The sequence below is a fragment of the Cellulosimicrobium sp. E-16 genome (assembly GCF_049913115.1).
GTDB lineage: Bacteria > Actinomycetota > Actinomycetes > Actinomycetales > Cellulomonadaceae > Cellulosimicrobium.
The window spans coordinates 686,790-713,786 of sequence record NZ_CP183974.1 but is presented as its reverse complement, the minus strand read 5'-3'; the positions used below and the strand labels follow the sequence as shown (position 1 = coordinate 713,786).

The 26,997-nt window shown below is 76.0% G+C and carries 24 protein-coding genes and 1 riboswitch; of the genes, 14 read left to right on the top strand and 10 right to left on the bottom strand.

From position 1 onward, the window contains the following. Nucleotides 1-5 precede the first annotated feature (5 nt). The 3 genes from ACN9MS_RS03160 to ACN9MS_RS03150 are packed head-to-tail and all read left to right on the top strand — an operon-like array spanning nucleotide 6 to nucleotide 3,919. Nucleotides 6-1,424 carry an acetyl-CoA C-acetyltransferase gene (locus tag ACN9MS_RS03160; RefSeq protein ID WP_426310686.1) on the top strand — a complete coding sequence of 473 codons (1,419 nt, stop codon included), beginning with the start codon at nucleotides 6-8 and terminating at the stop codon, nucleotides 1,422-1,424. Between the two features lie 27 nt (nucleotides 1,425-1,451). Further along, nucleotides 1,452-2,822 (top strand): 3-oxoacyl-ACP reductase, encoded by a 1,371-nt coding sequence (locus ACN9MS_RS03155; protein WP_426310685.1) that lies wholly within the window; start codon nucleotides 1,452-1,454, stop codon nucleotides 2,820-2,822. Further along, entirely contained in the window at nucleotides 2,819-3,919 is a 1,101-nt protein-coding gene (locus ACN9MS_RS03150) for a MaoC/PaaZ C-terminal domain-containing protein (protein WP_426310684.1), read from the top strand. Before ACN9MS_RS03155 ends, ACN9MS_RS03150 begins: the two co-directional genes overlap by 4 nt. A gap of 108 nt (nucleotides 3,920-4,027) precedes the next feature. Here the strand turns inward: ACN9MS_RS03150 and ACN9MS_RS03145 are convergent, their stop codons facing one another. Then, complete coding sequence (locus tag ACN9MS_RS03145) at nucleotides 4,028-4,618, bottom strand: GNAT family N-acetyltransferase (protein ID WP_426310683.1); 591 nt, start codon at nucleotides 4,616-4,618, stop codon at nucleotides 4,028-4,030. A 92-nt stretch (nucleotides 4,619-4,710) separates the two neighbouring features. Between ACN9MS_RS03145 and ACN9MS_RS03140 the strand changes: the two genes are divergently transcribed. Further along, nucleotides 4,711-4,884, top strand: a complete 174-nt coding sequence (locus ACN9MS_RS03140) for a CsbD family protein (protein WP_141390223.1) — start codon at nucleotides 4,711-4,713, stop codon at nucleotides 4,882-4,884. Between the two features lie 83 nt (nucleotides 4,885-4,967). On the opposite strand, the gene ACN9MS_RS03135 is transcribed toward ACN9MS_RS03140, so the two are convergent. From ACN9MS_RS03135 to ACN9MS_RS03125, 3 genes are all read right to left on the bottom strand, one after another. After that, nucleotides 4,968-5,615 carry a GNAT family N-acetyltransferase gene (locus tag ACN9MS_RS03135; protein ID WP_426310682.1) on the bottom strand — a complete coding sequence of 216 codons (648 nt, stop codon included), beginning with the start codon at nucleotides 5,613-5,615 and terminating at the stop codon, nucleotides 4,968-4,970. Between the two features lie 114 nt (nucleotides 5,616-5,729). Beyond that, nucleotides 5,730-7,166 (bottom strand): aminotransferase class V-fold PLP-dependent enzyme, encoded by a 1,437-nt coding sequence (locus tag ACN9MS_RS03130; RefSeq protein ID WP_426310681.1) that lies wholly within the window; start codon nucleotides 7,164-7,166, stop codon nucleotides 5,730-5,732. Nucleotides 7,167-7,201: 35 nt separating this feature from the next. Beyond that, nucleotides 7,202-7,317: riboswitch (SAM riboswitch) on the bottom strand. 45 nt (nucleotides 7,318-7,362) lie between these two features. After that, nucleotides 7,363-7,944 (bottom strand): hypothetical protein, encoded by a 582-nt coding sequence (locus ACN9MS_RS03125; protein ID WP_426310680.1) that lies wholly within the window; start codon nucleotides 7,942-7,944, stop codon nucleotides 7,363-7,365. Between the two features lie 253 nt (nucleotides 7,945-8,197). Here ACN9MS_RS03125 and ACN9MS_RS03120 point away from each other — a divergent pair, with 253 nt between their 5' ends. The 3 genes from ACN9MS_RS03120 to ACN9MS_RS03110 all read left to right on the top strand — a co-directional run bounded on the left by ACN9MS_RS03120 (nucleotide 8,198) and on the right by ACN9MS_RS03110 (nucleotide 10,823). Then, nucleotides 8,198-8,689 (top strand): rhodanese-like domain-containing protein, encoded by a 492-nt coding sequence (locus ACN9MS_RS03120; protein WP_426310679.1) that lies wholly within the window; start codon nucleotides 8,198-8,200, stop codon nucleotides 8,687-8,689. Next, nucleotides 8,686-9,936, top strand: a complete 1,251-nt coding sequence (locus ACN9MS_RS03115) for an O-succinylhomoserine sulfhydrylase (protein WP_378216202.1) — start codon at nucleotides 8,686-8,688, stop codon at nucleotides 9,934-9,936. The genes ACN9MS_RS03120 and ACN9MS_RS03115 overlap by 4 nt, the downstream gene beginning before the upstream one ends. 149 nt (nucleotides 9,937-10,085) lie before the next feature. Next, nucleotides 10,086-10,823 carry a class I SAM-dependent methyltransferase gene (locus ACN9MS_RS03110; protein ID WP_426310678.1) on the top strand — a complete coding sequence of 246 codons (738 nt, stop codon included), beginning with the start codon at nucleotides 10,086-10,088 and terminating at the stop codon, nucleotides 10,821-10,823. A 56-nt stretch (nucleotides 10,824-10,879) separates the two neighbouring features. Here ACN9MS_RS03110 and ACN9MS_RS03105 read toward each other — a convergent pair whose 3' ends face one another. Then, complete coding sequence (locus ACN9MS_RS03105) at nucleotides 10,880-11,365, bottom strand: hypothetical protein (protein WP_426310677.1); 486 nt, start codon at nucleotides 11,363-11,365, stop codon at nucleotides 10,880-10,882. Between the two features lie 194 nt (nucleotides 11,366-11,559). On the opposite strand from ACN9MS_RS03105, the gene recC reads away from it, so the two are divergent. Genes recC through recD form a run of 3 tightly spaced genes read left to right on the top strand, consistent with a single transcriptional unit; the run spans nucleotide 11,560 to nucleotide 20,626 of the window. After that, nucleotides 11,560-15,009, top strand: a complete 3,450-nt coding sequence (recC, locus tag ACN9MS_RS03100) for an exodeoxyribonuclease V subunit gamma (protein ID WP_426311810.1) — start codon at nucleotides 11,560-11,562, stop codon at nucleotides 15,007-15,009. 50 nt (nucleotides 15,010-15,059) lie between these two features. Further along, nucleotides 15,060-18,578 carry a UvrD-helicase domain-containing protein gene (locus ACN9MS_RS03095; protein WP_426310676.1) on the top strand — a complete coding sequence of 1,173 codons (3,519 nt, stop codon included), beginning with the start codon at nucleotides 15,060-15,062 and terminating at the stop codon, nucleotides 18,576-18,578. Continuing rightward, nucleotides 18,575-20,626 (top strand): exodeoxyribonuclease V subunit alpha, encoded by a 2,052-nt coding sequence (gene recD / locus ACN9MS_RS03090; protein WP_426310675.1) that lies wholly within the window; start codon nucleotides 18,575-18,577, stop codon nucleotides 20,624-20,626. Before ACN9MS_RS03095 ends, recD begins: the two co-directional genes overlap by 4 nt. Here recD and ACN9MS_RS03085 read toward each other — a convergent pair. Next, entirely contained in the window at nucleotides 20,602-20,733 is a 132-nt protein-coding gene (locus ACN9MS_RS03085; protein ID WP_426310674.1) for a hypothetical protein, read from the bottom strand. The two genes, recD and ACN9MS_RS03085, sit on opposite strands and share 25 nt — an antisense overlap. Nucleotides 20,734-20,795: 62 nt before the next feature. Between ACN9MS_RS03085 and ACN9MS_RS03080 the strand changes: the two genes are divergently transcribed. From ACN9MS_RS03080 to ACN9MS_RS03065, 4 genes are read left to right on the top strand one after another with little or no spacing between them, the layout of a single operon-like run. After that, a complete protein-coding gene (locus ACN9MS_RS03080; protein WP_426310673.1) occupies nucleotides 20,796-21,848 on the top strand; it encodes an LLM class flavin-dependent oxidoreductase in 1,053 nt (350 codons plus the stop codon). A gap of 60 nt (nucleotides 21,849-21,908) precedes the next feature. Continuing rightward, nucleotides 21,909-22,397 (top strand): hypothetical protein, encoded by a 489-nt coding sequence (locus ACN9MS_RS03075; protein ID WP_426310672.1) that lies wholly within the window; start codon nucleotides 21,909-21,911, stop codon nucleotides 22,395-22,397. Between the two features lie 11 nt (nucleotides 22,398-22,408). Further along, entirely contained in the window at nucleotides 22,409-23,416 is a 1,008-nt protein-coding gene (locus ACN9MS_RS03070; protein ID WP_426310671.1) for an MBL fold metallo-hydrolase, read from the top strand. Nucleotides 23,417-23,445: 29 nt separating this feature from the next. Then, entirely contained in the window at nucleotides 23,446-24,330 is an 885-nt protein-coding gene (locus ACN9MS_RS03065; protein WP_426310670.1) for an LLM class flavin-dependent oxidoreductase, read from the top strand. On the opposite strand, the gene ACN9MS_RS03060 is transcribed toward ACN9MS_RS03065, so the two are convergent. From ACN9MS_RS03060 to purS, 4 genes are all read right to left on the bottom strand, one after another. After that, on the bottom strand, nucleotides 24,317-24,628 hold the full coding sequence (locus tag ACN9MS_RS03060) for a hypothetical protein (RefSeq protein ID WP_426310669.1): 312 nt from the start codon (nucleotides 24,626-24,628) through the stop codon (nucleotides 24,317-24,319). The two genes, ACN9MS_RS03065 and ACN9MS_RS03060, sit on opposite strands and share 14 nt — an antisense overlap. Before the next feature lie 71 nt (nucleotides 24,629-24,699). Then, on the bottom strand, nucleotides 24,700-25,833 hold the full coding sequence (locus tag ACN9MS_RS03055) for a GNAT family N-acetyltransferase (protein ID WP_426310668.1): 1,134 nt from the start codon (nucleotides 25,831-25,833) through the stop codon (nucleotides 24,700-24,702). Between the two features lie 10 nt (nucleotides 25,834-25,843). Further along, nucleotides 25,844-26,563 (bottom strand): phosphoribosylformylglycinamidine synthase subunit PurQ, encoded by a 720-nt coding sequence (purQ, locus tag ACN9MS_RS03050; RefSeq protein WP_426310667.1) that lies wholly within the window; start codon nucleotides 26,561-26,563, stop codon nucleotides 25,844-25,846. Next, nucleotides 26,563-26,850 carry a phosphoribosylformylglycinamidine synthase subunit PurS gene (purS, locus tag ACN9MS_RS03045; RefSeq protein ID WP_087470936.1) on the bottom strand — a complete coding sequence of 96 codons (288 nt, stop codon included), beginning with the start codon at nucleotides 26,848-26,850 and terminating at the stop codon, nucleotides 26,563-26,565. Before purS ends, purQ begins: the two co-directional genes overlap by 1 nt. Nucleotides 26,851-26,997 lie beyond the last annotated feature (147 nt).

The following is a 26,997-nucleotide window of genomic DNA, read 5'->3' as shown; positions in this document are numbered from 1 at the left end:
GCACAGTGGCCAACCGCACCAGCCCCCGCCAGACCCCGGAGCAGTCCCCCGGACAGGCCGCCGAGCAGGCGGCGACGACCAGCACCCCCGGCGCCCCCCGCGACGCCTGGGTCGTGGGTGGGAACCGCATCCCGTTCGCCCGCGCGGGCAAGAAGTACTCCTCGGCGAGCAACCAGGAGATGTTCACGGCCGCGCTCGAGGGACTCGTCGCGCGCTTCGGCCTCCAGGGTGAGCGGCTCGGCGAGGTCGTCGGTGGCGCGGTGCTCAAGCACTCGCGCGACTTCAACCTCGTGCGTGAGTCCGTGCTGGGTTCCTCCCTCTCCCCCGAGACCCCGGCCTATGACCTCCAGCAGGCGTGCGCGACCGGCCTCGAGGCGACGATCACCGTCGCGAACAAGATCCGCCTCGGCCAGGTCGAGTCGGGCGTCGCGGGCGGCTCCGACACCGTCTCCGACGCGCCGATCGCCGTGAGCGAGGGTCTGCGCCGGGCGCTGCTCGAGGCGAGCCACGCCAAGACCTTCGGCCAGCGCGTCAAGGCGTTCGCCAAGGTGCGCCCCTCCGACCTCGCGCCCCTGACCCCCGCGACGGACGAGCCGCGCACCGGCCTGTCCATGGGCGAGCACCAGGCGATCACGACGGCGCGCTGGGGCGTCACGCGCGAGGCGCAGGACGAGCTCGCGCTCGCGAGCCACGAGCACCTCGCGGCCGCGTGGGACGCCGGCTTCTTCGACGACCTCGTCACCCCGTTCCGCGGGCTCGTGCGCGACGACAACCTGCGCGCCGACTCGTCGCTCGAGAAGCTCGCCGCGCTCAGGCCGGTGTACGGCAAGCGCCTCGCGGGCAGCGCCGACGGCGCCGAGCCGACCATGACGGCGGGCAACTCGACCCCGCTGACCGACGGCGCGTCCACGGTCCTGCTCGCGTCCGCCGAGTGGGCGCGCGAGCGCGACCTCCCGCTGCTCGCGCGCGTCGTCGACGCCGAGACCGCGGCCGTCGACTTCGTGCACGGGCACGAGGGCCTGCTCATGGCCCCGGCCCACGCCGTCCCGCGCCTGCTCGCGCGCAACGGGCTCGCGCTCGGCGACTTCGACCTCTACGAGATCCACGAGGCGTTCGCGTCCACCGTGCTCACGACCCTCAAGGCCTGGGAGGACGACGAGTACTGCCGCACCGAGCTGGGCCTCGACGGCGCGCTCGGGTCGATCGACCGCTCGCGCCTCAACGTCAACGGGTCCTCGCTCGCCGCGGGCCACCCGTTCGCCGCGACCGGCGGCCGCATCGTCGCGACGGCGGCGAAGCTCCTCGCCGCGAAGACCGCCGAGACCGGCGCCCCCGCGCGGGCGCTGATCTCCGTGTGCGCCGCGGGGGGCCTCGGCGTCGCCGCGATCCTCGAGTCCGTCCCCGCGACCGACGCCCCCGCCTGACGGCCCGACGACCCGAGAGGAACCACCGTGACCGACTCCTACGTCCAGGCCGTCAACTCCGGCTTCACGAAGACGCTCGCCAAGAAGCTCGGCCTCCCGCGCCCCGCGGTCCTGCGCCGCTTCCGCGCGGGCGACCCGCTCACCGTCGGGCCCGTGCTCGTCCTCGGCGGGACGCCCGGCGTGCGCGACGACGCCGACCGCGTGGCCGAGGCCTTGCTCGCCTGGGACCTCGACGTCCGCCAGACCCCGGACGACACGACCCGCTGGGGCGCGGTCGTCGTCGTGCTCAGCGGGATCGAACGTCCGGAGGACGCGTCCGCGCCCGTCCTGGCGCTCTCCGCCACGCTGCGCCGCCTCGCGCCCAACGGCCGCGTCGTGACGATCTCGCGCGCCCCCGCCGACACCGACGCCCCCGGGCTCGCCGCCGCCCGCGAGGGCGTCGACGGGTTCCTGCGCTCCGTCGCCAAGGAGCTGCGCTACGGCGCGACCGGCAACGGCATCCAGGTGACCGACGACGCCCCGGTCGACAGCGTGAGCGTCCTCGCCGCGCTCCGCTTCCTCCTGTCCGCCCGATCCGCCTTCGTCGACGGTCAGGTGCTGCGGGTCGGCGCGTCCGCCGCTGACGTCGGCGTGACGGGGACGTACTGGGACCAGCCGCTCGCCGGCAAGGTCGCTGTCGTCACGGGCGCGGCGCGCGGCATCGGGGCTCAGGTCGCCCGGACGCTCGCGCGCGACGGCGCGAAGGTCGTCGTGGTCGACGTGCCCGCTGCGGGCGAGGCGCTCGCGAAGGTCGCGAACGAGATCAAGGGCACGGCGCTCCAGCTCGACGTGACCGCCGACGACGCGGGCGCGCGCATCCTCGAGCACGCCCGCGCGCGGCACGGCGGGCTGGACGTCCTCGTGCACAACGCCGGCATCCTGCGCGACAAGCTCCTCGCCAACATGTCCGCGGACAAGTGGGACGCGGTGGTCGCGGTGAACCTCGCCGCGCAGCTGCGGATCACGGAGTACCTGCTCGGCGCGAACGGGTTCTCCTCCGCGCCGCGCATCGTCTCGCTCGCGTCGACGAGCGGCATCGCGGGCAACCGTGGCCAGGCGAACTACGCGTTCTCGAAGGCCGGCGTCATCGGGCACACGCGGGCCTTCGCGCGCCTGCTCGCGGCGCCGGGTGGTCCGGGCGGGACGGCGAACGCCGTCGCGCCGGGCTTCATCGAGACGGACATGACGGCGTCGATCCCGTTCGTCCAGCGCGAGGTCGCGCGTCGGGTCGCGTCGCTCCAGCAGGGCGGCCAGCCCGTGGACGTGGCCGAGGCGATCGCGTTCCTCGCGTCGCCGGGTGCCGCCGGCGTGAACGGTCAGGTGCTGCGCGTGTGCGGGCAGAACGTGGTGGGCCGGTGACGGCGCCCGAGGGCGCCGCGCCGGCACCCCGGTCGGCCGCGCCCGACCGGGTCGAGACCCTGCCCGCGATCCCCGGGCTCGGCGGCCTGTACGTGCGCGGGCTCGCGGCGTCGGGCCGGATCGCGGCGGCGCACCGCCTCCCCACGGGCGGCGGTCGAAGCGACCTGGAGCTGCCCGAGGTCACGTACCGCGTCGCAGGCGTGCCGACGGGCGACGACGCCGCGCCCGACCACGTGGGCAGCGCCGCGCACCTCGCGCGGTACGCGCGCCTCGTGGGAGAGGCCCCGTCGGAGGTGCTGCCCGCCGGGTACCTGCACGTGCTCGGCTTCCCCCTCGCGACGGCCGTCATGGTCCGGACCGACTTCCTGCTGCCGCTGCTCGGCATGGTGCACCTCGCGAACTCGGTGTCCGTGCTGCGTCCGGTGCGGCTCGGGGACACGCTCGAGGTGCGTGCCTGGGCCGAGGGGCTGCGTCCGCACCGGCGCGGGGTCCAGGTGGACCTGGTCACGGAGATCTTTGTCGAGCGCACCGACGAGGAGCGCGCGTCCGGGAGCGGTCTGTCGGCGACGACGCTCGCGTACCGGGGCGTGTCGACCTACCTCGCGAAGGGCGTCACGCTCCCGGGAGGCCCGGCGGACGGGGACGCCACGGCAGCGTCGGGCACGGAGGCGTTCGTCGCCCCGCTCCCGACGGCACGCTGGACTCTCGGCTCGGGGACCGGTCGCGCGTACGCGGCCGTCGCGGGCGACCGGAACCCCATCCACACGTCGGGGCTCGGCGCCAAGGCGTTCGGGTTCCCGCGCGCCATCGCGCACGGCATGTACACCGCAGCGCGGGCGCTCGCCGAGGCGGGACCCCGCCGCGGCGACGCGTACGACTGGACGGTGTCCTTCGCGAAGCCGGTCCTGCTGCCGAGCACGGTCGACGTGGCCCTGCGCCCCGCGGGCGACGTGCCCCCCGCGGTGCGGGACGCCGTCGGGCAGGTTGCCCCCGCCGTGCCCGACGGCGCGGGCGACCCGACGACGGGCGTCGCCTACCAGGCGTGGGACGGCAAGGGTCGCCTCCACCTCGCGGGCCGGGTCACCCCCCGCCCCTGACCGTCCCCGCCCCGCTGCCGAACACAGGGTTGGTGTCGCTCTCCGCTCGATCACGACACCAACCCCGTGTTCGACGCCGCGCAGGCTCGTTCTCGGCGAGCCGGTCGATCAGGCCAGACGGGCCAGCAGGCCGTCGCGGACGGCTGGCCACTCGTCGAGCAGGATCGAGAAGTAGGCGGTGTCCTGGCGCGACCCGTCCGGCGCGACGCGGTGGCTGCGGAGCACGCCCTCGGGCACGGCGCCCAGGCGCCGGATCGCACCGATGGAGCGGCTGTTGCGCGCGTCGGCACGCAGCGCGACGCGCGCGACGCCGAGGTCCTCGAACGCATGGCGCAGCAGCAGGTACTTGCACGCCGGGTTCGTCACGCCGCCCCACCACTCACGCCCGTAGAACGTCGAGCCGAGCTCGACGCGGCCCTGGGATGGCACCCACTCGTAGAGGGACGTCGACCCACGCACGACGTCGTCGCCGTGGGACGCGCCGTCCGGCCCGGGGCCGACCACGGCGAACGCGAGCCGACCGGGGGCGGCGACGGCGTCGCGGACGTAGCCGGCCATCGCGTCCGTGCCGCTGGGCACGCGGCTCGACATACCGGCCCAGATGCCGTCGTCGACGAGCGCGCCGAGCGCAGGGGCGTGGCTCTCGTCGAGCGGGACGAGGCGGACGCCGAAGCCTTCGAGGGTGGTGTCGTGCTGCACCCGCACATCCCACCACACGCCGGGTGCCCGACCGCGTGCGAGTGACCCGGCCCGTGCCTACGGTCGTTCACGTACCGACGAGAGGAGCACTCATGGGCATCGGAGACAAGGCCAAGCACGCCGCCGAGGAGGCGGGTGGCAAGCTCAAGGAGGGCGCGGGCAAGCTCACGGACAACGAGCGGCTCGAGGCCGAGGGCCAGGCCGACCAGGCCAAGGCGAACGTGAAGCAGGCGGGCGACGACGTCAAGGACGCGTTCGACCGCTAGTCATCCCCCCGATCTGCTCGCGAGGGCTCCGCTGCGGCGGGGCCCTCGCGGCGTGCCGGGGTCTGCTCGCGGACGGCCCCCGGTCAGGACGCGGCGAGCGGCAGGTCCACCCGCGGCAGCGGCGGGGCGAGCACGGGCACGACGCGCGGGGCGTTGATCCGCTCCAGCAACCCGACCTCGACGGTGGGCCACTCGGGCGCGAGGATCGAGAACATCACGGAGTCGGCGCGCGTCCCGTCGGGGGCGGTGCGGTGGCCGCGCATGACTCCCTCCTCGTACGCCCCGAGCCGGCGCATGGCCCCGAGCGAGCGCGTGTTGCGCGTGTCGACGCGGAAGCCGACGCGGTGCACGTCCCACGTCTCGAACGCGTGCCGCAGCAGCAGCCACTTGGTCACGGGGTTGACGAGGCTCCCCCACGTGGAGCGGGCGTAGAACGTCCGGCCGACCTCGACCCGGCGGTCGACGAGCGACAGGTCGCGGAACGCCGTGCTGCCGAGCACGTCGCCCGGGGAACCGCCGGGTCCGGCGGCGCGCACGACGAAGCCCGTCAGGTCGGGCGCGGCGCGCGTCGCGGCCACCAGCTCGGCCATCCCCGCGACCCCGAAGGGCATGGGGATGCTCATGCCTGACCACATCGCCTCGTCGACGAGGCCGGCCAGTGTCTCAGCGTGCTCCAGGGCCAACGGTTCCAGGCGGAATCCGTGCCCCGAGAGGACGACGTCGTGCAGCACAGCGCATATCAGAGCACACGCGGACGACGCCGCCAAGAGGGTCCGGCGACGTCGTGGACAACGCTCGTCGACGGCACGGTGAACGGCTGTCCCGGCGGTCCCGCCGGCGCCGGGTCAGACGGCGGGGCCGCACCCCGCGGCGTTGGCGAGGAAGCCCGCCGCGGCGGTCGCGAAGAGTCCCTCGAGACCGGACCCCACAGGCACCGGGCGCGGGTCGTCGGCCACGGCCCAGCAGCCGTCGACGACCTCGTACCGCGTCGCAGGACCGTGCTCCACGTACGACCGCACGGCGTCGACGAGCCGGACGACGTCCGCACCCGTCGTCCCGACGCCGACGGACGCGCGGATCGCGCCCGCGTCGTACCCGAGGCGCGCGAGCAGCGGGTGGGCGCAGAAGCGGCCGTCGCGCACGCCGATGCCGTGCTCGGCGGAGAGGTAGGCGGCGACGAGGCCCGGGTCGTGGCCCTCGACGGAGAAGGTGACGACCCCGACCGGGTCGACGGCGTCCTCCCAGACCCGCACGACGCGCACGCCCGGGACCGCCTCCAGCCCGGCGACGAGCGCCGCGCGCAGCGTCGCCTCGTGCGCGTGGAGGTCGGCCGGGTCGAGCGCCGCGAGCGCGTCGCACGCCGCCGCGAGCGCCGCGGCACCCACCACGTTGGGCGACCCGGCCTCGTGGCGCGCGGGCGCCGTCTGCCACTGCGTGCCGGTGACGGATACCTGCCGCACCGCACCGCCGCCGGCGAGGTAGGGCGTGCCCGCGTCGAGCCAGTCGCGACGGCCCACGAGCGCGCCCGCGCCGAACGGCGCGTACGTCTTGTGGCCGGAGAACGCGACGTAGTCGACGCCGGAGTCGGCGAGCGAGAACCCGCGGTGCGGGACGAGCTGGGCGCCGTCGAGGACGACGCGCGCCCCGGCGTCGTGCGCGATCCGCACGACGTCCGCGACGGGCAGCGACTCGCCCGTGACGTTCGACGCGCCGGTCACCGCGACCAGGGCGTACGGGAAGCGTGCGAGCTCGGTGCGCAGGCCGGACAGCGTCTCCGCGACGGACGCACCGCCGGCGAGGACCGTCGCACCGCCCGCGCGCTGCCACGGCAGCAGGTTCGCGTGGTGCTCGACGTCGAGGACGAGCACGCGCCCGGGCGTCCCGTCCGCGTTCGCCGGGACGCAGCCTGCGAGCAGGTTGAGCGAGTCGGTCGTGTTGCGCGTGACGACCGTGACGTCGTCCTCGCGCGCGCCGACGAACGCGCCGATCGTGCGTCGCGACGCCTCGTAGAGCGCCGTCGAGACCTGCGACAGGTAGCCCGCGCCGCGGTGCACGCTCGCGTAGAGCGGCAGGACCTCGGTGACGCGGTCCGCGACCGAGCGCAGCGCCGGGGCCGACGCCGCGACGTCGAGGTTCGCGTACGGGACGCTGCGGCCGTCGGCGAGCGGCACGAGCGTGTCCGCGCCGACGACGGGCAGGAGGGCAGGCGCGTCGGCGATCGCCGAAAGGTCAGGCGTCGTCGAGAGGTCGGTCGGACACGAGACGTCAGCGAGAGCAGTCATGGCACAGTCCTCCGAGGGCGGTCCGGGGACGGTGATCCCCGCGCTTGCCGCGCGCCGGTCGGCGTACGGCCTGGTCGTCACCCGGGGCACCCCGCCGCGAGAGGAGGGTTGCCGGCCAGCAAACCGGGGTTTCACGCTGGCACTCATGACCTGTGTCCCAGGATGTGCGCGGGGGGTGCACCGTGTCAACCGGTGGTCAGGGCGTCTCGGATGGCGGGACGCAGTCCACGAGTAGGTCGAGGCGCCACCCGGACTCGTCGACCTCGAACGACTCGAGCAGAGCCCCGGTGCGCGCGTCGAGCACGACGACGGAGTCGGGCGGCCACTCGGCCGGGTCTCCCGGTGGCGCCTGCGGAGGACGCTGGAGCCGCGCGCCGTTCGCGTGGGCCTCGACGACCTCACCGGTGCGTGTGCTCGCCAGCACGACCTCGGGGTGCGCGTCGGCGTAGGCGTCGCACGCCTCGCCGTTGCCGTCCGAGCTCCACCAGCCCTCGTACCCTCCGACGACGTGGTCCGCGAGGTCGATCGGCTCGCCCTCCCGCACCCCGAGCGCCGTACCGGAGGGACGGGGTGAGGCGAGGTCCTCGTCGGGTTCGACCTGGACGACCCGCGGCCGCTCGGTGGGCAGCGCGGGGACGTCGTCCCCGACGAGGTGCACCTCGGCCGCCGACTGCGAGGCTTCCTCGTCCTGGGGTGCCGTCCACAGCAGGACGACCCCCGCCGCGACCGCTCCGGCGACCACCGTCGCGCCCACCACCCGTCCCCGTGCGACCCGCATCGATCCCCCTGCCCGGCCGGGACCCCCGCCCGGCCGCGCGGCCACGCTAGCGCGACCGTCCGACGTCGGGCGTCCCTGCCCGGGGCCGCTCGGCGAGACGGGCGTTCCGCACGTCGGACGGGTGGCGTACGATCCCGAGCAACCATCCGGAGCGGCCGAGTGACGTGGCACGTCGACGCCGCAGCAACCCCCCGGTCCGTCGCGAGGCGGCCGGGCGCAGGGTGCTACTGCCACGATCGATGGAGGAGGACTCATGAGCGACCAGTCCCAGCAGCAGTCGGCACCCCGGCCGGCACCGCCCGACGCGCGACCCGCCGTCGGCTACGCCGGCGACATCACCCCCCAGCAGGCGTGGGACCTGCTGACGAGCGACGAGCGCGCCGTGCTCGTGGACGTCCGCACCGAGGGCGAGTGGCGCACCATCGGCGTGCCCGACGCCACGGACCTCGACCGCGACGTCGTGTTCGACGAGTGGGTGACCCCGGCCGGGCCCAACCCGCGCTTCGTGGACCAGCTCGTCGAGGCGGGCCTCACCCCCGGCGACGAGCGCCCCGTCGTGTTCCTGTGCCGCTCGGGCCAGCGCTCGATCGGCGCCGCGCGCGCTGCCACGGCCGCCGGGCTCGGGCCGTCGTACAACGTGCTCGAGGGCTTCGAGGGCGCCCAGGGCTTCTCGGGCCTGCGCGACGTCGAGGGCTGGAAGGTCCGCGGCCTGCCCACGACGACCTACGACGAGGCTGCCCGGTGAGCGCCGCGCAGCCCGGGAGCGTGCCGGGCGGCTCCGGCCGCAAGCCCCTGCCCGCGAGCGCGCGCCCCGCGACGCTCGCCGTGCGCGGCGGGCACCACCGCACGGAGTTCCAGGAGACCTCCGAGGCGCTGTTCCTCACGCAGGGCTACACCTACGACCGCGCCGCAGACGCCGAGGCCGCGTTCAAGGGCGAGCTCGACCGGTTCGTCTACTCGCGCTACGGCAACCCGACGGTGCACGCGTTCGAGGAGCGACTGCGCCTGCTCGAGGGCGCCGAGGCCTGCTACGCGACGGCGTCCGGCATGTCCGCGGTGTTCACGTCGCTCGCCGCGCTCGTGGGTTCCGGGTCGCGGATCGTCGCGGCCCGCGCGCTGTTCGGGTCGAGCATCGTCATCTTCGACGAGATCTTCGCCAAGTGGGGCGTGCGGACCGACTACGTCGACGGGCACGTGCTCTCCCAGTGGGAGGAGGCGCTGTCCACGCCGGCGGACGTCGTGTTCTTCGAGACGCCGTCCAACCCCATGCAGGACATCGTCGACGCCCGGCGCGTGAGCGAGCTCGCGCACGCCGCGGGCGCGGTCGTCGTCCTCGACAACGTGTTCGCGACCCCGCTGCTGCAGAAGCCGCTCGAGCTCGGGGCGGACGTCGTCGTGTACTCGGCGACCAAGCACATCGACGGCCAGGGCCGGGTGCTCGGCGGCGCGATCCTCGGGACCGAGGAGTACGTCAACGGGCCCGTGCAGACGTTCATCCGGAACACCGGGCCGTCGCTCTCGGCGTTCAACGCGTGGGTCCTGCTCAAGGGGCTCGAGACGCTGCCCGTGCGCGTCGCCGCGCAGAACGCCGCGGCGGCGCAGGTCGCCGAGGCGCTGGAGCAGCTTCCCGGGATCGGGCGCGTGCGCTACCCGTTCCTCGCGTCGCACCCGCAGCGCGAGCTCGCGCAGTCGCAGCAGAGCGGCGGCGGCACGGTCGTGACGTTCGACCTCGCCGTCCCGGAGGGCACCGACCCCGAGACCGCGAAGAAGCGCGCGTTCACGTTCCTCGACGCGCTCCAGGTCGTCGACATCTCGAACAACCTCGGCGACGCCAAGTCGCTCGTCACCCATCCCGCCACGACCACGCACCGCAAGCTCGGCCCCGAGGGCCGCGCCGCCGTCGGGATCGCGGAGACGACGGTGCGCCTGTCGGTGGGCCTGGAAGACCCGCTCGACGTCATCGAGGACGTGGAGCAGGCGCTCAACGCCTGACTCTCCTCGCGCCGACCATGTGGTTGTGGCCCGTCCCGACGCCGGGACGGGCCACAACAGCATGGTCGGCGGGCAGAGGGTGCAGGGGTCGGTGCCGTGTGCGTGGGAAAGGCGTGGACCGGTCGCACCGACCCTCCTAGCGTCGGAGGGTGCCTGACGCGATCTTCGACGACCCTCGACTCGCCGCCCTCTACGACCCGCTCGACCCGGACCGCTCCGACCTCGACGTCTACACGGCGATCGTCGACGAGCTCGGCGCGCGGCGGGTGCTCGACGTCGGGTGCGGCACCGGGACGTTCGCGTGCCTCCTGGCACGGCGCGGGATCGACGTCGTGGGCGTCGACCCCGCGGGCGCGTCGCTCGACGTAGCCCGCACCAAGCCGGGCGCCGACCGCGTGCGGTGGCTGCACGGCGACGCGACGAGCCTCCCGCCGCTCCGGGTCGACCTCGCGACCATGACGGCGAACGTCGCCCAGGTGTTCCTCACCGACGACGCGTGGGCCACGACCCTGCAGGGCATCGGCTCCGCCCTCGTGCCGGGCGGCCACCTCGTGTTCGAGACGCGCGATCCCGCGCGCCGGGCGTGGGAGGGGTGGACCCGCGAGGCGACGGCCACGCGCGTGGACGTGCCCGACGTCGGGCCGGTCGAGTCCTGGACCGACCTCACCGACGTGTCGCTCCCGTTCGTCTCCTTCCACGACACGACCGTGCTGCCCGACGGCACCGCGCTGCACTCGGACTCGACGCTGCGCTTCCGCGAGCGCGAGGAAATCGAGGCGACGCTCGTCGCCTGCGGGTTCGAGGTGGTCGACGTCCGCGACGCGCCCGACCGACCGGGCCGCGAGTGGGTGTTCGTCGCACGGCGCGCGGAGCCGGCCGTCGAGTGACGCACGCCCCCCGGCGAGGGGCGCACTCCGGAGTGCGCCCCGCGGCCGGGTGTGCCTCAGTCGGTGCGCTCGCCCAGGACGACGACCTCTTCCCTGCGTCCCCCCGACCTCTCGACGCGATCCCGAAGGTCGTCCAGCTCGTGCGGCAGCAGCGAGAACGTCACCGACGTCCCGGTGTCGTTCACGTCCCAGAGCACTCGTCCCCGCTCGTCGAGACCGGTCCCGCAGATCGTGTACGGGGCGACGTCCACGGCCAGGCCGAACTCGTGGTCGTCGCGCGGGTCGAGGTCGAGCGAGATCGACGGTCCGCTCCCGAGCCACCGCGCGAGACGGCCCCGCCGGGCGTGCCGCAGCTCGTCCATCGCCCGCACGGCCTGGACCACGTCCGAGGGCCATGGGTCGTCGGAGCTCAGGTCGACCTGGAGCGTCACGATCCGGTCGCGCAGCACGACGAGTGCCTCCCGGCACACGGCCTCGACGGTCACCGGGGCGGCACCGGTGACGATCGTGCACGACACACCCGTCGTCCTTGTCAGCGGCATGGGGCGTCCTCCGTCGGGCGATCGGACCGACGCGACCTCTGCGCACGTGCGGTGCGGACACCGTAGTCCCCGGCGACCTGTGGACGGCGGTTCGACGGTGTGGGACGCACCTCGTAGATTCCTCGTAGCGCTCGGCCGACCGGCAGGGTGCGACGACCGGTCCGCCACCACCGACAGGGGTCCTCTTGCTGCACGTGCACCGCTCCGAGCGTGCCGAGGCGCTCGTGGCGCCGCTCGCCGCCGTGCTCGCCGAGGCGCCGGAGGACCCGTTCACGCCCGACGTCGTGGCGGTCCCGACGCGCGGTGTCGAGCGGTGGCTCGCGCAGCGGCTCTCGCACCACCTGGGTGCGGGCGAGACGTCGGGCGTCTGCGCGAACGTGGACTTCCGTGGGCCGCGCCGGCTCGTGGAGCAGGTCGTCGCGGACCTCACCGACCTCGACCCCGACGACGACCCCTGGCGGCCCGAGCGCCTCGCCTGGTCCGTGCTCGAGGTGCTCGACGCGCACCTCACCGAGCCGTGGGCGGCGCCGCTCGCGCGGTACGTCGGTGAACCGGGCGACGAGGTGCGCCGGGGCCGGCGGCTCACGCTCGCGCGCCGGCTCGCGGACCTGCTCGTCGACTACGCGCGGCAGCGTCCCGAGGTCGTGCTCGCGTGGTCGGCCACGTCGCCGGTCGACGAGAGCGACGGCACCCCGGACGACCTCGCGTGGCAGCCCGAGCTCTGGCGGCGCCTCGTCGACCGCGTCCCGGCCACGGACCCGGCACGGCGCGTGGAGGAGGCGGTCACCGCGCTGCGCGCGGACCCCGCCGCCGTGGACCTCCCGCCGCGGCTGTCCGTGTTCGGCCCGACGCGGCTGCCCGAGGACGAGCTCCGCGTCCTGCGTGCGCTCGCCGAGCACCGCGACGTCCACCTGTGGCTCGTGCACCCCTCGCCCGCGCTGTGGGACAAGGTCGCGGCGTACGACGGCGGCCCCGCCACGAGCGACGACCTCGCCGACGACGCCACCCCTGACGACGCGGGCGCCCGACGTCGCGCGGACCTGCCCACGCTCGCCCGGCACCCGTTCCTCGCGTCGACTGGTCGCGACGCGGTCGAGCTGCAGCTCCGGCTCGCCGGGGGCGGCGCGGTGCACGAGACCCGCCACGAGGCCGCGCCCACGCCGCCGACGCTGCTCGGCGCGCTGCAGGGCGCCCTCCGCACGGACACGCCGGACGGGACCCACGTCGTCGACCCCGCCGACCGGTCGGTCCAGGTGCTCGCGTGCCACGGCCGGGCGCGGCAGGTCGAGGTGCTGCGGGAGACGCTCGTCGGGCTGTTCTCGGCCGACCCGACGCTCCAGGCGCGCGACGTCATCGTGCTGTGCCCGGACGTCGAGACGTTCGCACCGCTCGTCACGGCGACGTTCGGCGCGGTCCCCGAGCTCGGTGAGGACGCGCACCCGGGCCAGCGCCTGCGGGTCAGCCTCGCCGACCGCGGCGCCGGGACGACCAACCCCGTGCTCGCGCTGCTCGCCACGCTGCTGCGCCTCGCCGACGGCCGGGTCACGGCGTCGGAGGTGCTCGACCTCGCCGCGAGCGCGCCGGTCCGCCGCCGGTTCCGGTTCTCCGACGACGACGTGGACCGCCTGCGCCAGTGGGCCGTCGAGGCGGGCGTGCACTGGGGCGAGGACGGCGAGCGGCGCGCGCGGTTCGGGATCGACGGGCACGTGCGGCAGGGCACGTGGGACGCGGCGCTCGACCGCCTCCTGCTCGGCGCGGCGATGGCCGACGAGGACGCGCGGTTCGTCGGGCCGGCGCTGCCGCTCGACGACGTCGGCTCGACCGACGTGGACCTCGCGGGCCGCCTCGCCGAACTCGTCGCGCGGCTGACGGAGACGCTGCGCGCGCTCGACGGGGTGCACCCGCTCGCGCACTGGCTCGACGCGCTCGACCGCGCGCTCACGCTGCTCGCCGAGGCACCGCCCACGGAGGCGTGGCAGATCGGCTCCGCCCGCCGTGTGCTGGGCGACGTGCGCGCGGCAGGCGCGGCGCACGGCAGGGTCGCGCTGCGGCTCGCGGACGTGCGCGCGCTGCTCGACGACCGCCTCGCGGGACGGCCGACCCGCGCCGGGTTCCGCACGGGCGCGCTCACCGTGTGCTCGCTCGAGCCGATGCGCTCGGTGCCGCACCGGGTCGTGTGCCTCCTGGGCCTCGACGACGGCGTGTTCCCCCGCACCGCGGCGCCCGCGGGCGACGACCTGCTCGCGCGGCACCCGGAGATCGGCGAGCGCGACGCGCGCAGCGAGGACCGGCAGATCTTCCTCGACGCCGTCGCCGCGGCGGGCGACCACCTCGTCGTCGTGCACACGGGTGCCGACGAACGCACGGGTGCCGTCCGCACGCCGGCTGTCCCCGTCGCGGAGCTGCTCGACGCGCTCGACCGCGTGGCGACGACCGTCGACGGCCGCCCGGCGCGCGAGCACGTGGTCGTGCAGCACCCGCTCCAGACCGTGGACGAGCGCAACTTCGTCCCGGGCGCCCTGGGCGTGCCCGGGCCGTTCAGCCACGACGCCGCCGCGCTCGCCGGGGCCCGCGCCCTGCACCGCGAGCGCCGGCCCGTCGGGGCGCTCGTCGGCGCACCGCTCGACCTCCCCGCGGATGCCGCAGGCGGCGCCGGGTCGCCGGGCGCGCCGGCCGACGTCGAGCTCGACGACCTGGTCCGACTGCTGGAGAACGCGCCCCGCTGGTTCGCCCAGCACACGCTCGACGTCGGCCTCGTGCTGGAGGAGGACGACGTCGAGGACCGCCTCCCGCTCGCGCTCACCGGGCTCTCCGGCTGGGGCGTGGGCGACCGCGTGCTGCGGGCCGCGCTCTCCGGCGTCGACCCGAACCGGGCGATGCAGGCCGAGTGGCGGCGGGGCCAGGTCCCGCCGCGCGAGCTGGGGCGCTCGGCGTTGCAGGAGGTGGTCCGGGCCGTCGGCCCGCTGCGCGTCACCGCCGTGGAGGCCGCGCGCGAGGCCGACCTCGCCGCCGGGCGCCCGGTGAGCCAGGACGTCCTGAGCTCGGCCGAGACGGTCGACGTCCGCGCCGCGCTGCCCGACGGCCGCACCCTCGTCGGGAGCGTCCCCGGCGTGCACGGCGCGCGCGTCGTCCGCACCGAGTACTCCCGCCTCGGGCCAAAGCACCGGCTGCGCGCGTGGGTCCAGGCGCTCGCGCTCACGGCGAGCGACCCGGGGCGCCCGTGGGACGCCGTCGCGATCGGTCGCTCGTCCCGGGGGCCGGGCGTCGCCTGGTCGACGCTCACGCCGCCGGACCGGGACACGGCGGTGCGGGTCCTCGCCGACCTCGTGGCGCTGCGCGACGAGGCGGCGCGCGAGCCGCTGCCGGTGCTCCCCGAGGTGTCGCTGCGCTACACCGAGGAACGGAGCACGAGCGACGCGCGCGACGCCCTGATGCGCGCCGGCTGGGCGTGGAACAAGGGCTTCGAGCGCAAGGACCCGTACGTCGTCCTCGCGTGGGGCCAGGACCCCGCCCTCCCCGACGTCGCGGGGCTCGCCACCACGGCCGACCTGGGCCGATTCCCCGACGACCCGACCCGCCTCGGTGCGCTCGCGCGCCGCGTGTGGGAGCCCCTGCTGGAGAACGAGCTGCGAGGTGCCCGGTGAACGGCGCGACGTCCCGGACCGCGACAGACGGTGCCGCCCCGCACGGCGACGTGGCGAGGAGCAGCACCCCTCGGCGCTTCGACCCGTTCGGCGACCTGCCGAGCGGGACGGTCGTGCTCGAGGCGAGCGCCGGCACGGGCAAGACCCACACGATCGCGACCCTCACGACGAGGTACGTCGCCGAGGGCGTGGCCGCCCTCCCGGAGATCATGCTCGTGACCTTCGGCCGCGCCGCGACGTCGGAGCTGCGCGACCGCGTCCGCGAGCGCCTCGTCGCGACCGAGCGCGCGCTGCGCGGGCCAGCTCCCGCGGACGACCCGGAGCCCCTCGTCGCGTTCCTCGCCGCGGTCGACGACGACGAGCTCGCCCGTCGCCGCGAGCGCCTGCGCGTCGCGCTGTCCCAGCTCGACGCCGCGACCATCACGACGACGCACGGCTTCTGCCAGCAGATGCTCACCGCGCTGGGGACGGCGGCGGACGTCGACCTCGCGACGAGCTTCCTTCCCGATGTCGCCGACCTCGTCGAGGAGGTCACGGACGACCTGTACGTGCGGAGGTTCGCGGACGAGCCGGAGCCGATCCTGTCGCCGCGCGACGTGCGCGACGTCGCCCGGGCGGCGGTGAGCGACCACGGGGCGGTGGTCGCGCCGTCGGACGCGGCCGAGGGGTCGGTGGCCGCGGCGCGGTACGAGGCCGCGGTCGCCGCGCGCCGCGAGGTCGAGGCGCGCAAGCGCGCGATGCACCTGCTCGACTACGACGACCTGCTCGTGCTGCTGCGCCGCGCGCTGACGGACCCGGAGCACGGCGCGACAGCGGCGCGGCGGGTCCGGTCGCGGTTCCGCGTCGTCATGGTGGACGAGTTCCAGGACACCGACCCCGAGCAGTGGGAGATCCTGCGCACGGCGTTCCACGGGCATCCCGAGGAGTGCCGCACGCTGGTGCTCATCGGCGATCCCAAGCAGGCGATCTACGCCTTCCGCGGCGCGGACGTCGTGACGTACCTGCGCGCGGTCGAGGACGCGGCGGACACCGCGACGCTCAGCACGAGCTGGCGCAGCGACGGCCCCCTCCTCACGGGCCTGCACGCGCTCCTGGGCGAGACCGCGCTCGGCGACCCGCGCATCGTGGTCCGGCCCGTCGACGCGGCCCACCCCGAGCCGCGCTTCTCCGGCGGCGCGCCGGTGCGGCTGCGACAGGTCACGCGGCGCGCCTACCGCCTCGGGGGGTCGTCGGCGCCGTCGGCGCCCGACGCGCGCAGCCTGCTCGCGCAGGACGTGGCGGCGGACGTCGCGGGCCGCCTTGGGACTGCGGACGGCGGCGGCGACCGCGTGCGCGACGACGGGCTCGTGGCAGCGGGCGACGACGCGGGCGGCGTCACTGGACGGTGGCGGCCGCTCGAGCCGCGCGACGTCGCGGTGCTCACCCGGACGAACGCGCAGGCCGAGGCGGTGCGCTCCGCGCTCGTCGCGCTGGGCGTCCCCGCCGTGGTGTCGGGGCCGTCGAGCGTGTTCGGCTCGGCAGCGGCCCAGGACTGGCTCACCCTGCTCGCCGCGCTGGAGCAGCCCGGCCTGCACCGCCGCGCGACGGCGCTCGCCCTCACGCCGTTCGTGGGCTGGGACGCGCAGCGGCTCGCGACGGCCGGGGACACGGACCACGACGAGCTCGGCGACACCGTCCGCGCCTGGGCGCGCCTGCTCGCGGACCGGGGCGTCGCCGCCGTCGCGGAGGTCGCGGCCCGGCGGGGCGCGACGGCGCGGGTCATGGCCCGGGCCGACGGCGAGCGCTACCTCACCGACCTGCGGCACGTTACGCAGGCCCTGCACGAGGCCGCGGTCACCGAGGGCCTCGGCACGGCCGCGCTCACCGCGTGGCTGCGCGCCCGGATCGCCGAGGTCGGCGCGGTGTTCACCGACGAGCGGACCCGCCGCCTCGAGACGGACGCCGCGGCCGTGCAGGTCGTCACCGTCCACGCCGCGAAGGGCCTGGAGTTCGGCGTCGTCTACGTCCCGTTCGGCTGGGAGCGGTTCGAGTCGGACGACCAGGAGCTGTTCGCGTTCCACGACGACCACGGGCAGCGCGTCCTGCACCTGGGCGGGGTCGGCTCCCCCGGGTTCGTCGACGCCAAGGCGCGCTGGCGCGACGAGGAGCTGGGCGAGGACCTGCGCCTGCTGTACGTCGCGCTCACGCGCGCCCGGCACCAGGTCGTCGTGCACTGGACCCCCACCAAGCGCAGCACCGGGTCCGGGCCGCTCACGCGGCTGCTCCTCGCGGACCGGATGCTCGGCGGCGAGCCCGGCCGCCACGCCCGGCCCGACGCGATGCGCGACGACGCCGCCCGGTCCGCGTTCGAGGCGGTCGCCGCGCGCTCGGGCGGGACGGTCGTCGTCGAGCAGGTCGAGAGCCGGCCGAAGGGCGCCCGCTGGTCTCCCGGGCGCCGCACCGCCTCGGACCTCGCGCTCGCGACCACCGCGCACCTTCCGGACCGCGAGTGGCGCCGCGCGTCGTACTCGGCGCTCACGGCGGCGGCGCACCACGGGCCGGTCGGCGGGATCGAGAGCGAGCCCGAGGACCCGGGCATCCAGGACGAGCCGGAGGAGTCGCCGGACGCCGACGTGACCGGTGCCGCGCCGGCCGGGGTGCCGACCGGAGCGCCGGCCATCCGTCCTGGCGCCGACGTCCCCTCGCCCTACGAGGGGCAGCCCGGCGGCACCGCGTTCGGCACCCTGGTGCACGAGATCCTCGAGTACGTCGACACGGCCGCCGACGACCTCGACGCAGAGGTCCGCGCCCGCTGCGCGCAGGCGGCGACGGTCCGTGTTCCCGGCGTGGAGCCCGTGTCGCTCGCCGCGGCGCTGGGCCTGTCGCTGCGCACCCCGCTCGGACCGATCGCGGGTGGGCTCACCCTCGCGGACGTCGACCCGCGCGACCGGCTGCCCGAGCTCGAGTTCGAGCTCCCGCTCGCGGGCGGCGACGAGACCGAGGGCGTCCGGCCCTCGACGCTGCGCGACCTCGCCGACGTCCTGCGCGCCCACCTGCCCGCCGACGACGCGTTCGCCCGCTACCCCGACCTGCTCGCGGCGCTGGCCGACGAGAGCGAGAGCGGGACGGCGGGCGGTGCCGGCGGGGTCCCGCTGCGCGGGTACCTCACGGGGTCGATCGACGCGGTGCTGCGCGTGCCCGTCGCGAGGCCCGACGGTCGTCCCGACCCCTCCGGCCGGCGGCGGTACCTCGTCGTCGACTACAAGACGAACCGCGTCGGCCCGCCCGGCGTGCCGCTCGCCGTCGGCGACTACCACCCGGACGCGACGCGCGACGCGATGCTCGCCTCGCACTACCCCCTCCAGCTCGTGCTCTACCTCGTCGCGCTGCACCGCTACCTGCGCTGGCGCGTGCGCGGATACGACCCCGACCGCGACCTCGCGGGCGGCGCCTACCTGTTCGTGCGCGGCATGGCCGGCCCCGACACCCCGACCGGTCCCGACGGCGCGCCGTACGGCGTCGTCGCCTGGACGCCGCCGCCAGGGCTCGTCGTCGCCCTGTCCGCCCTGCTCGACGGAGGTCGCGCATGACCACGGCCCCTCTCGGCGCGACCGTGCCCGCTGCGCCGCCGACTCCCCTCGTGGACGAGGGCGACCCGCGCCTCGCCGTCGGGGTGCCTGCACGGCTCGGCGCGTTCAACGCCGCGCGCGTCGTCTCCGCGGCCGACCTCCGCGTCGCGCTGCGGCTCGGTCGGCTCACGGGCGAGCACGACGACCAGGTGCTGCTCGCGGTCGCGCTCGCCGTTCGCGCGGTGCGCAGCGGGTCGGTGTGCGTGCGCCTCGACGACCTCGGCTCGCTCGAGCTGCCCGAGGACGAGGAGGCGGCGCGCACCGACGCCACGGACCTGCCCTGGCCGGACCGGACCGCGTGGGCGTCAGCGGTCGCGCGCAGCCCCCTCGTCGCGGCGGGCGTCGACGGGCCGGACGACCGTCCCGCACGCTGGGTGGGAGGCGCTCTCTACCTCGACCGGTACTGGCGCGACGAGCTCGCGGTCCGGCACGACGTCGACGGCCGGCTCGCCGCGGACGACCTGCCCGCCGACCCCGACCGCCTCGACGGCGCGCTGTCCCGCCTCTTCCCCGCTGCGGACGACACCCGGCAGCGGCTCGCTGCCGCGCACGCCGCGACGCGCCGGCTCACCGTGCTCACGGGTGGCCCGGGCACGGGCAAGACGACGACGGTCGCGCGGCTGCTCGCCGTCCTGCACGACGCCGCGCGGCCTGCCGCCGCCACCGCGTCGCCCGCCCCTGCCACCACGCCTGGTCCGGACGCGTCGCTCACGCGGGACGTCGGCCTGCGCGTGGCGCTCGCCGCGCCCACGGGCAAGGCGGCCGCGCGCCTGCAGGAGGCCGTGCGCGAGGTCGTGGCCGGGTTCCCGGACCCGGCCGACCGCGAGCGCGTCGGCGCCCCCGTCGCGACGACGCTGCACCGCCTGCTCGGCTACCGGCCGGGCAGCAGCACCCGGTTCCGGCACGACGCGCACCACCACCTGCCGCACGACGTGGTGGTCGTGGACGAGACGTCGATGGTCGCGCTGCCGCTCATGGCGCGGCTGCTCGAGGCGTTGCGGCCCGACGCACGGCTCGTGCTCGTCGGCGACCCCGACCAGCTCGCGTCCGTGGAGGCCGGTGCTGTGCTCGGAGACCTCGTGCACCGGGAGCCGGTCGCCCCGCCCGCGACGTCGGCCGTCGTGGTCGCGACGGCCGACGTCGCGCTCGCCGCGTCCCCGCCGCCGGCCGACGGCGAGGTGGACGACCGCGCTGTGCTGGGCAACGGCGTCGTGCGGCTGCGCACCGTCCACCGCCAGGACCGCGACTCCGAGATCCTGCCGCTCGCGGCCGCGATCAGGACCGGGGACGCGGAGGCGACGCTCGCGCTCCTGCGCGCCGGCCACGGCTCGGTGGAGTTCCTCGAGACGCCCGACGACGTCCCGGACGACGCGGTGCTCGCCACCGTGCGCGTCGACGCCGTCACGGCGGGCACGGCGCTCGTCGAGGCGGCCCGCGCGGGCGACGCCACCGCGGCCCTGGACGCCCTCGCCCGGCACCGGGTCATGGTCGCGCACCGGCGCGGCCCCGCGGGTCGGGGCCGGTGGGCGGCGCAGGTCGAGGCGTGGGTCGAGGAGGCGACGGGCCACCACGCGACCGACACGCCGTGGGTCGCCGGCCGCCCGCTCCTCGTCACGACGAACGACGCCGAGGTGGGTCTCTACAACGGCGACACCGGCGTGCTCGTCGCGGAACCCGGGGGCGCCGGCGTCGTCGCCGTGTTCGGCGACCCGCGCGCCCCGCTCCGGGTGCGCACCCACCGCCTCCCGCCGGTCGAGACCGTGCACGCCATGACGGTCCACCGCGCGCAGGGCAGCCAGTTCGACCGTGTCACGCTCGTCCTGCCGCCCGCCACGTCGCCGCTGCTCACGCGCGAGCTGCTCTACACGGCGGTGACGCGCGCGCAGACGTTCGTGCGCGTCGTCGGCTCCGAGGACGCCGTCCGCACCGCGGTGAGGAGCCCGGTCCACCGGGCGAGCGGGCTGCGCACACCGCTGCCCGGCGGTCAGTCCTCCGCGCGCTCCGCCTGATCCTTCGCCCGCAGCTCCTTCATTCGGGTCCAGGGCACGAACACGATCCAGGCGACGGACGCGATCGCGGCGCCAATGATCATCGAGGGGACGTCCATGACGACCATCCTGGCAGGCTGCCCCGGTCTCCCGGGGGAATGAGGCTCGGGGGTCGCCGGTTGGCACCAGGGTGAGCACCCAGACCCCCCGCCTGTCCGTCCTCGACCTCGTGCCCGTCCGCTCGGGCCAGTCCAGCACCCAGGCGGTGCGGGCGTCGCTCGACCTGGTCCGCCTCGCGGACCGGCTCGGGTACGAGCGGTACTGGTTCGCCGAGCACCACAACATGCCGGCGGTCGCGGCGTCGACGCCGCCCGTGATGATCGCCGCGGCGGCCTCGGTGACGGACCGCATCCGCGTCGGGTCGGGCGGGGTCATGCTCCCCAACCACGCGCCGCTCGTCGTCGCGGAGCAGTTCGCGGCGCTCGAGGCGATCGCGCCCGGGCGCGTCGACCTGGGGATCGGCCGCGCGCCGGGCTCCGACCCCGTCGTCACGCAGCTCCTGCGGATCACCGGCCCGACGGCCGACGTCGACCGCTTCCCACAGCACGTGACCGACATCCTCGCGCTCATGAGCCCGCAGGGCGCGACGCTGCGCCTCACGAGCGGCCAGGTCTACGACGTGCACGCCACGCCCGCCGCCGACGCCGCACCGACCGTCTGGCTCCTCGGGTCGAGCGACTACTCCGCGCGCCTCGCGGCCGAGCTCGGGCTGCCGTACGTGTTCGCGAACCACTTCTCCGGCCAGGGCATCGACGAGATCCTGGCCCTGTATCGCGAGGGCTACCGCCCGAGCGAGGCGTTCCCCGAGCCGCGCACGTTCCTCACGCTCAACGCCGTCGTCGCCGAGACGGAGGAGGAGGCGCGTGCCCGCGCGCTCCCGCAGGCGCGCATGATGGCCCGGCTGCGCACCGGCCAGGCGCTCACCGCGCTGGAGACCGTCGAGGAGGCCCAGGCGGCGCCTCTCGACGGCACGGCCGGGCAGATGGTCGAGGACAGCCTGCGACGCTGGGCCGTCGGGACGCCGGACGACGCCGCGGCCGAGGTCCGCCGGCTCGCCGAGCGCCACGGCGTCGACGAGGTGATGGTCGTCCCCGTCGCCGCGTCGCGCGCCGACGAGGCGCTGGACTCCACGCCGGGCCGCGCCCGCACGCTCGAGCTCCTCGCGGACGCCCTCGCCGCCTGACGCCCGCCCTGCCGCCGCTCCCCGCCGACGTAGTCGGCGGGAGGCGGTAGCGTCGCGCGCATGACGACGACGTATGACGACGCGTCCTGGCACTCCGAGGGCGAGGGCTACCCGCCCGAGGCCGGCCCCGCGGCGGGCGCGACGCACATCGGCATGTTCCTCGCCTGGGCGGTGCTCGGCGGGCACGTCTCCGAGGCGCTCGCCGAGGACGCCGCGGACCAGCTCGCCGCGCTGCGCGACCGGGCGGCGACGCCCGGCGCGTTCGTGCTCGACGCCTGCGACGGCAGGCTCGTCGACGAGGACCTCGACGACGTCGCCGCGGCGTTCGCGAGCGCGTACTACGCGGGCGACGAGGAGGACGAGGACGGCGGCGGCCTCTACCTGGAGGACTACGTCGACGCGGTGAGCCCCGACGACGGCGAGCCCGAGGACGTGTACCGCGTGCCGGACACGTGGGAGACGTACGACCTCGTCGGCCCGTTGATCGACGCCCGCTTCTCCCAGTGGGACGACGAGGGCCGCCCGACGGTCCTGCGGCACCGCGCCTGAGCCGGCCCGCGATGACCGTGCCCACACCCGTCACCCGGCTCGCCGCGGTGCTGCGCGCCGACAACCCGGGCCCGATGACGCTCGACGGCACGCGCTCGTACGTGCTCCGCGCGCCGGGTTCGGCGACGTGCGTGGTCGTGGACCCGGGGCCCGACGACGCCGCACACCTCGACGCGCTCGCTGCGGCCGGTGACGTCGAGCTCGTGCTCGTCACGCACCGCCACGCCGACCACACGGCCGGCGCCCCCGGGCTGCAGGAGCGGACCGGCGCGCCGGTGCGCGCCGCGGACCCGGCACACTGCCACGGCGGCGAGCCGCTGCGCGACGGCGAGGTGATCGAGGCGGCGGGGCTGCGCGTCGTCGTCCTCGCCGCCCCGGGCCACACCGCCGACTCGGTCTGCCTCGTGCTGCCCGACGACGGCCCGGTCGCCTCGACCAGCGATCTCGCCGGGGGCGCCACGCGCCCGGGCGACGCCACTTCCGGGGACGGGACCGCGGGCGGCGCGACTTCCGGCGGCGGGACTCCGGGCGACACCCGGTCGGGTGACGCCGCGACCGCCGGCGCGGGGGCGCCGTCGGGCACGACCGTCCTCACCGGGGACACCGTGCTCGGGACCGGCACGACGGTGATCGCGCAGCCCGACGGCTCGCTCGGCGCGTACCTCGCGAGCCTCGACGCGATCGAGGCCGTCGCCTCCGCGGGCCCTGCCCCGGCGACGGGGCTCCCGGGCCACGGGCCGGTCGTCGAGGACCTCGCGGGACGGGTGCGCGCGTACCGCGAGCACCGGCTCGACCGCCTCGCCCAGGTCCGGGCGGCGCTCGACGCGCTCGGGCTGACCGCGGGTGCGCACGACGCGGTGGAGCGGGTGGTCGCGCGCGTCTACGCCGATGTCGACCCATCGGTCCTCGGCGCGGCGCGCCAGTCCGTCGCGGCGCAGCTCGCGTTCCTCGCGCGGGCCGACGATGAGGCACGGCGACCTGTCCGCGGGAGGTCGCGTGCGCGCCGGCACGACGGCTGAGTGTCGGTGGCGCCCGGCACGATGAGGGGATGACGACACCACGGCTCGGTATCGCGTTCGTCCCGACCCACGCGCCGGAGAGCCTGCGGCGGCTCGCCACGACCGCGGAGGAGGCGGGCCTCGACGACCTCTGGGTGTGGGAGGACTGCTTCAAGCAGTCGGGCCTCGCGTCGGCGGCCGCAGCGCTCGCCTGGACCGAGCGCGTGCGCGTCGGCATCGGGTTGATGCCCGCCCCGCTGCGCAGCACGGCGGTCACGGCGATGGAGGTCGCGACGCTCGCTCGGATGTTCCCCGGCCGGCTCGTCGCGGGCGTGGGCCACGGCGTGCAGGAGTGGATGGGGCAGGCGGGGGTCCGTGTCGCGTCGCCGCTGACGCTGCTGCGCGAGCACACCACCGCGCTGCGGAGCCTGCTCGCGGGCGAGGAGGTCACGACGGCGGGTCGGTACGTCACGCTCGACGCCGTGCGGCTCGACTGGCCTCCCGCGGAGCCCGTCCCGCTGTGGCTCGGCGGCGTCGGCCCCCGGTCGCTCGCGCTGGCGGGCGAGCTGGGCGACGGCCTGATCCTGGCGAACGCGCTCACCGCGGACGACGTGCGGGACGCGGCCGGGGCGGCGCGCGCCGGTGGGGACGTGAGCCCGACGGGTGACGGCTTCGACGTCCACGCGACGCTCATCGCGGCGACCGGGCCGGACGCGCAGGAGCGCGTGGACCGCGAGGTGCCGCTGTGGGGCAAGGAGGCGGGTCAGGGCATCGGCGCGGGCGGGGACGCCGCGATGATCGCGTCGGCCGTCCAGGCGCTGGCCGACGCCGGTGCGACGGCCGTCGCGGTCCAGCCGACCGCGGACGAGCCGGACGTCGAGGGGTTCGTCCGCTTCCTGGGACGGGAGGTCGCGCCGCTGCTCAGCGGCCGCTGACGCGCACGGCGTCCGCGGACCCCTCGGTGCGCTGACGCTCGCGTAGCCCGTGCACCAGGGCGACGACGGCGCACACGAGCGCGACGGCGCCGACGGCGAGCGCGAGGCGCACCGGGAAGGCGGCGTAGAGGTCGGACACCTCGCCGACCGGGAGCCCCCACTCGAGCGCCGTCTCGCGTAGCTCGCCCGCGAGCACGCCGACCCGGCCGGGCACCCGTGACGCGACCGCGGCGACCCAGCCGAGAAGCTCGAGGATCACGGAGGCCGCGGAATAGGCACCGGTCGCGAGGGGGATCACGGAGACACCCTAGCGGGACCGGACACCGCGGGCATATCCGGCACACCCCGGAGATGACCCTGGCGCGGCCCTCAGACCAGCGGCTTCGCGAAGCAGAGCGCCACGTGGTTGTCGCCGACGTACGGCGGGAACTGCGCGACGGCGCGGTACCCGAGCGAGCGGTAGAGCGCGATCGCGCCCGGCTGCCGGATGCCCGTCTCCAGCAGCAGGGTGGACACCCCGCGCTCGCGGGCGACGACCTCCAGGGCGTCGAGCAGCCGGCGCGCGATCCCGGTCCGACGCGCGCGCTTGCGCACGAAGACCTTCTTCACCTCGAGCGCGTCCGCGGGCGCCCCGGGTGCAGGGCGGCGCAGCGACGCGCACCCGACGGCCTCGCCGTCCCGGTATGCGACGAGGGTCGCCACGACGTCGGCACCCACGCGGGCGTCGACGGCGTCGAACCCTCCGGCGGCGTCGAACCCGGCGAACAGCTCGGGGTAGAGCACCGCCGAGGACGTCTCGTGCATCTCCCGCCGCAGCGCCGCCGCGTCCGGGTCGTCCCACGGGACGGCGCGGACCTCCACGACCCCACTGGCCAGGACGGTCGCGGTCGACCGCACGCCGCGCGCACCGAGCCCGCCGCCCGTCGCCGACGTCGCGTCCACGGCGTCGGTGCCGACGCCCGCGTCGCGCGCCGTCCCCAGGTCGAGCGCGAAGCAGCGCGAGAGCGGGTGCCCCGCGTAGTGGCCGTACGACTCGATCGGGACGTAGCCGAGCGAGAGGTACAGGTCGATCGACTCGGGCTGGAGGGTCCCGGTCTCCAGGACCAGGCGCTCGAGCCCGGCCTCGACCGCGTGCCGGTGCGCGGCCCGCATCGCCGTGCGCGCGTGCCCGCGGCCCCGGTGGGCCGGCTCGACCCAGAGCCGCTTCACCTCGCCCGTCCGCGAGGGGTGTGTGCCGCCACGGCCGTCGGGCGTGCCCGACACGTCGCGCAGCGCGACGAACGCGACGGGCTCTCCGGCCGAGCGGACCACGACGTTCGCGATCGCGGCGTCGGGCACGAACGTGCCCGCGTCGGGCTCGCCATAGCGCACGGCGAGCTCCGCCTGCTGACGGGTGCGCAGGAGCTCGGCCGCGGCGTCGTCCCCGGGCACCGCCTCGACGGTGACGTGCGCGCCCAGGCGCGCGGCGTCGTCGGGCAGGACGCGCGGGAGCGAGCCCGTCACGCCGACCTCGTCATGCGCGGACGAGCGCGCCCAGGACCGACGTGAAGAAGCCGAGCCCGTCGGTCCCCGCGCGCGGGCCCCCCTCGTTCGCCGGGCCGAAGCCCGCCTCGACGGCGTGCTCGGGGTGGGGCATGAGGCCGACGACGTTGCCCGCGGCGTTCGTGATGCCCGCGATGCCCCGGCGCGACCCGTTCGGGTTCCAGCCGTCGTAGCGGAAGACGACGCGGCCCTCCGCCTCGAGCTCGTCGAGCGTGCGGTCGTCCGCGACGAACTGGCCGTCCTGGTTCTTCAGCGGGATCGTGATGCGCTGGCCGGCCGTGTAGTCGCGCGTCCAGGCCGTGTCCGCGTTCTCGACCACGAGCACCTGCTCGCGGCAGATGAAGTGCAGGTGGTCGTTCTTGACCATCGAGCCGGGCAGCAGGTGAGCCTCGGTGAGGACCTGGAAGCCGTTGCAGATGCCCAGGACGGGCAGGCCGCCCGCCGCCGCGTCGACGATCGACTCCATGACGGGCGCGAAGCGGCTGATCGCGCCCGCGCGCAGGTAGTCGCCGTAGGAGAAGCCACCGGGCAGGACGACGGCGTCGACACCGTGCAGGTCGGCGTCCGCGTGCCACAGCGACACGGCCTCACCGCCCGCGAGTCGCACCGCGCGCGCCGCGTCGCGGTCGTCGAGCGTGCCGGGGAACGTGACGACGCCGATCCGCGCCGTCGCGAGCGTCGCGCCGGACATCAGGCGAGCCCCTCGGACGTGATCGTCGCGGCCGCGTCCGCCTCGATGTCCGCGACGCGCACGACGTCCTCGATGACCGGGTTCGACAGGACCTTGACCGCGGCCTCCTCGGCGGCGGCAAGGATCTCCGGCGTGACCGGGCCGTCGACCTCGAGCTCGAACCGCTTGCCCTGGCGCACGGACGTGAACTGGGTGAAACCGAGGCGCGGCAGCGCCCCGACGACGGCCTTGCCCTGCGGGTCCAGGATCTCGGGCTTGGGCATGACCTCGACGACGACGCGTCCCACGGGGGCTCCTTGGCGAGAGAGTTCGGGAGAGCCGGGGCTCCGGGATCCCGCCCACGTCACGGCCGTCGAGGACGGTCGGTGGGACGGGGCGAGCGGGAGCCGACGGCGGGATTCCGCGGCCAGTCTACCGGGCCCGCACGACCGTCC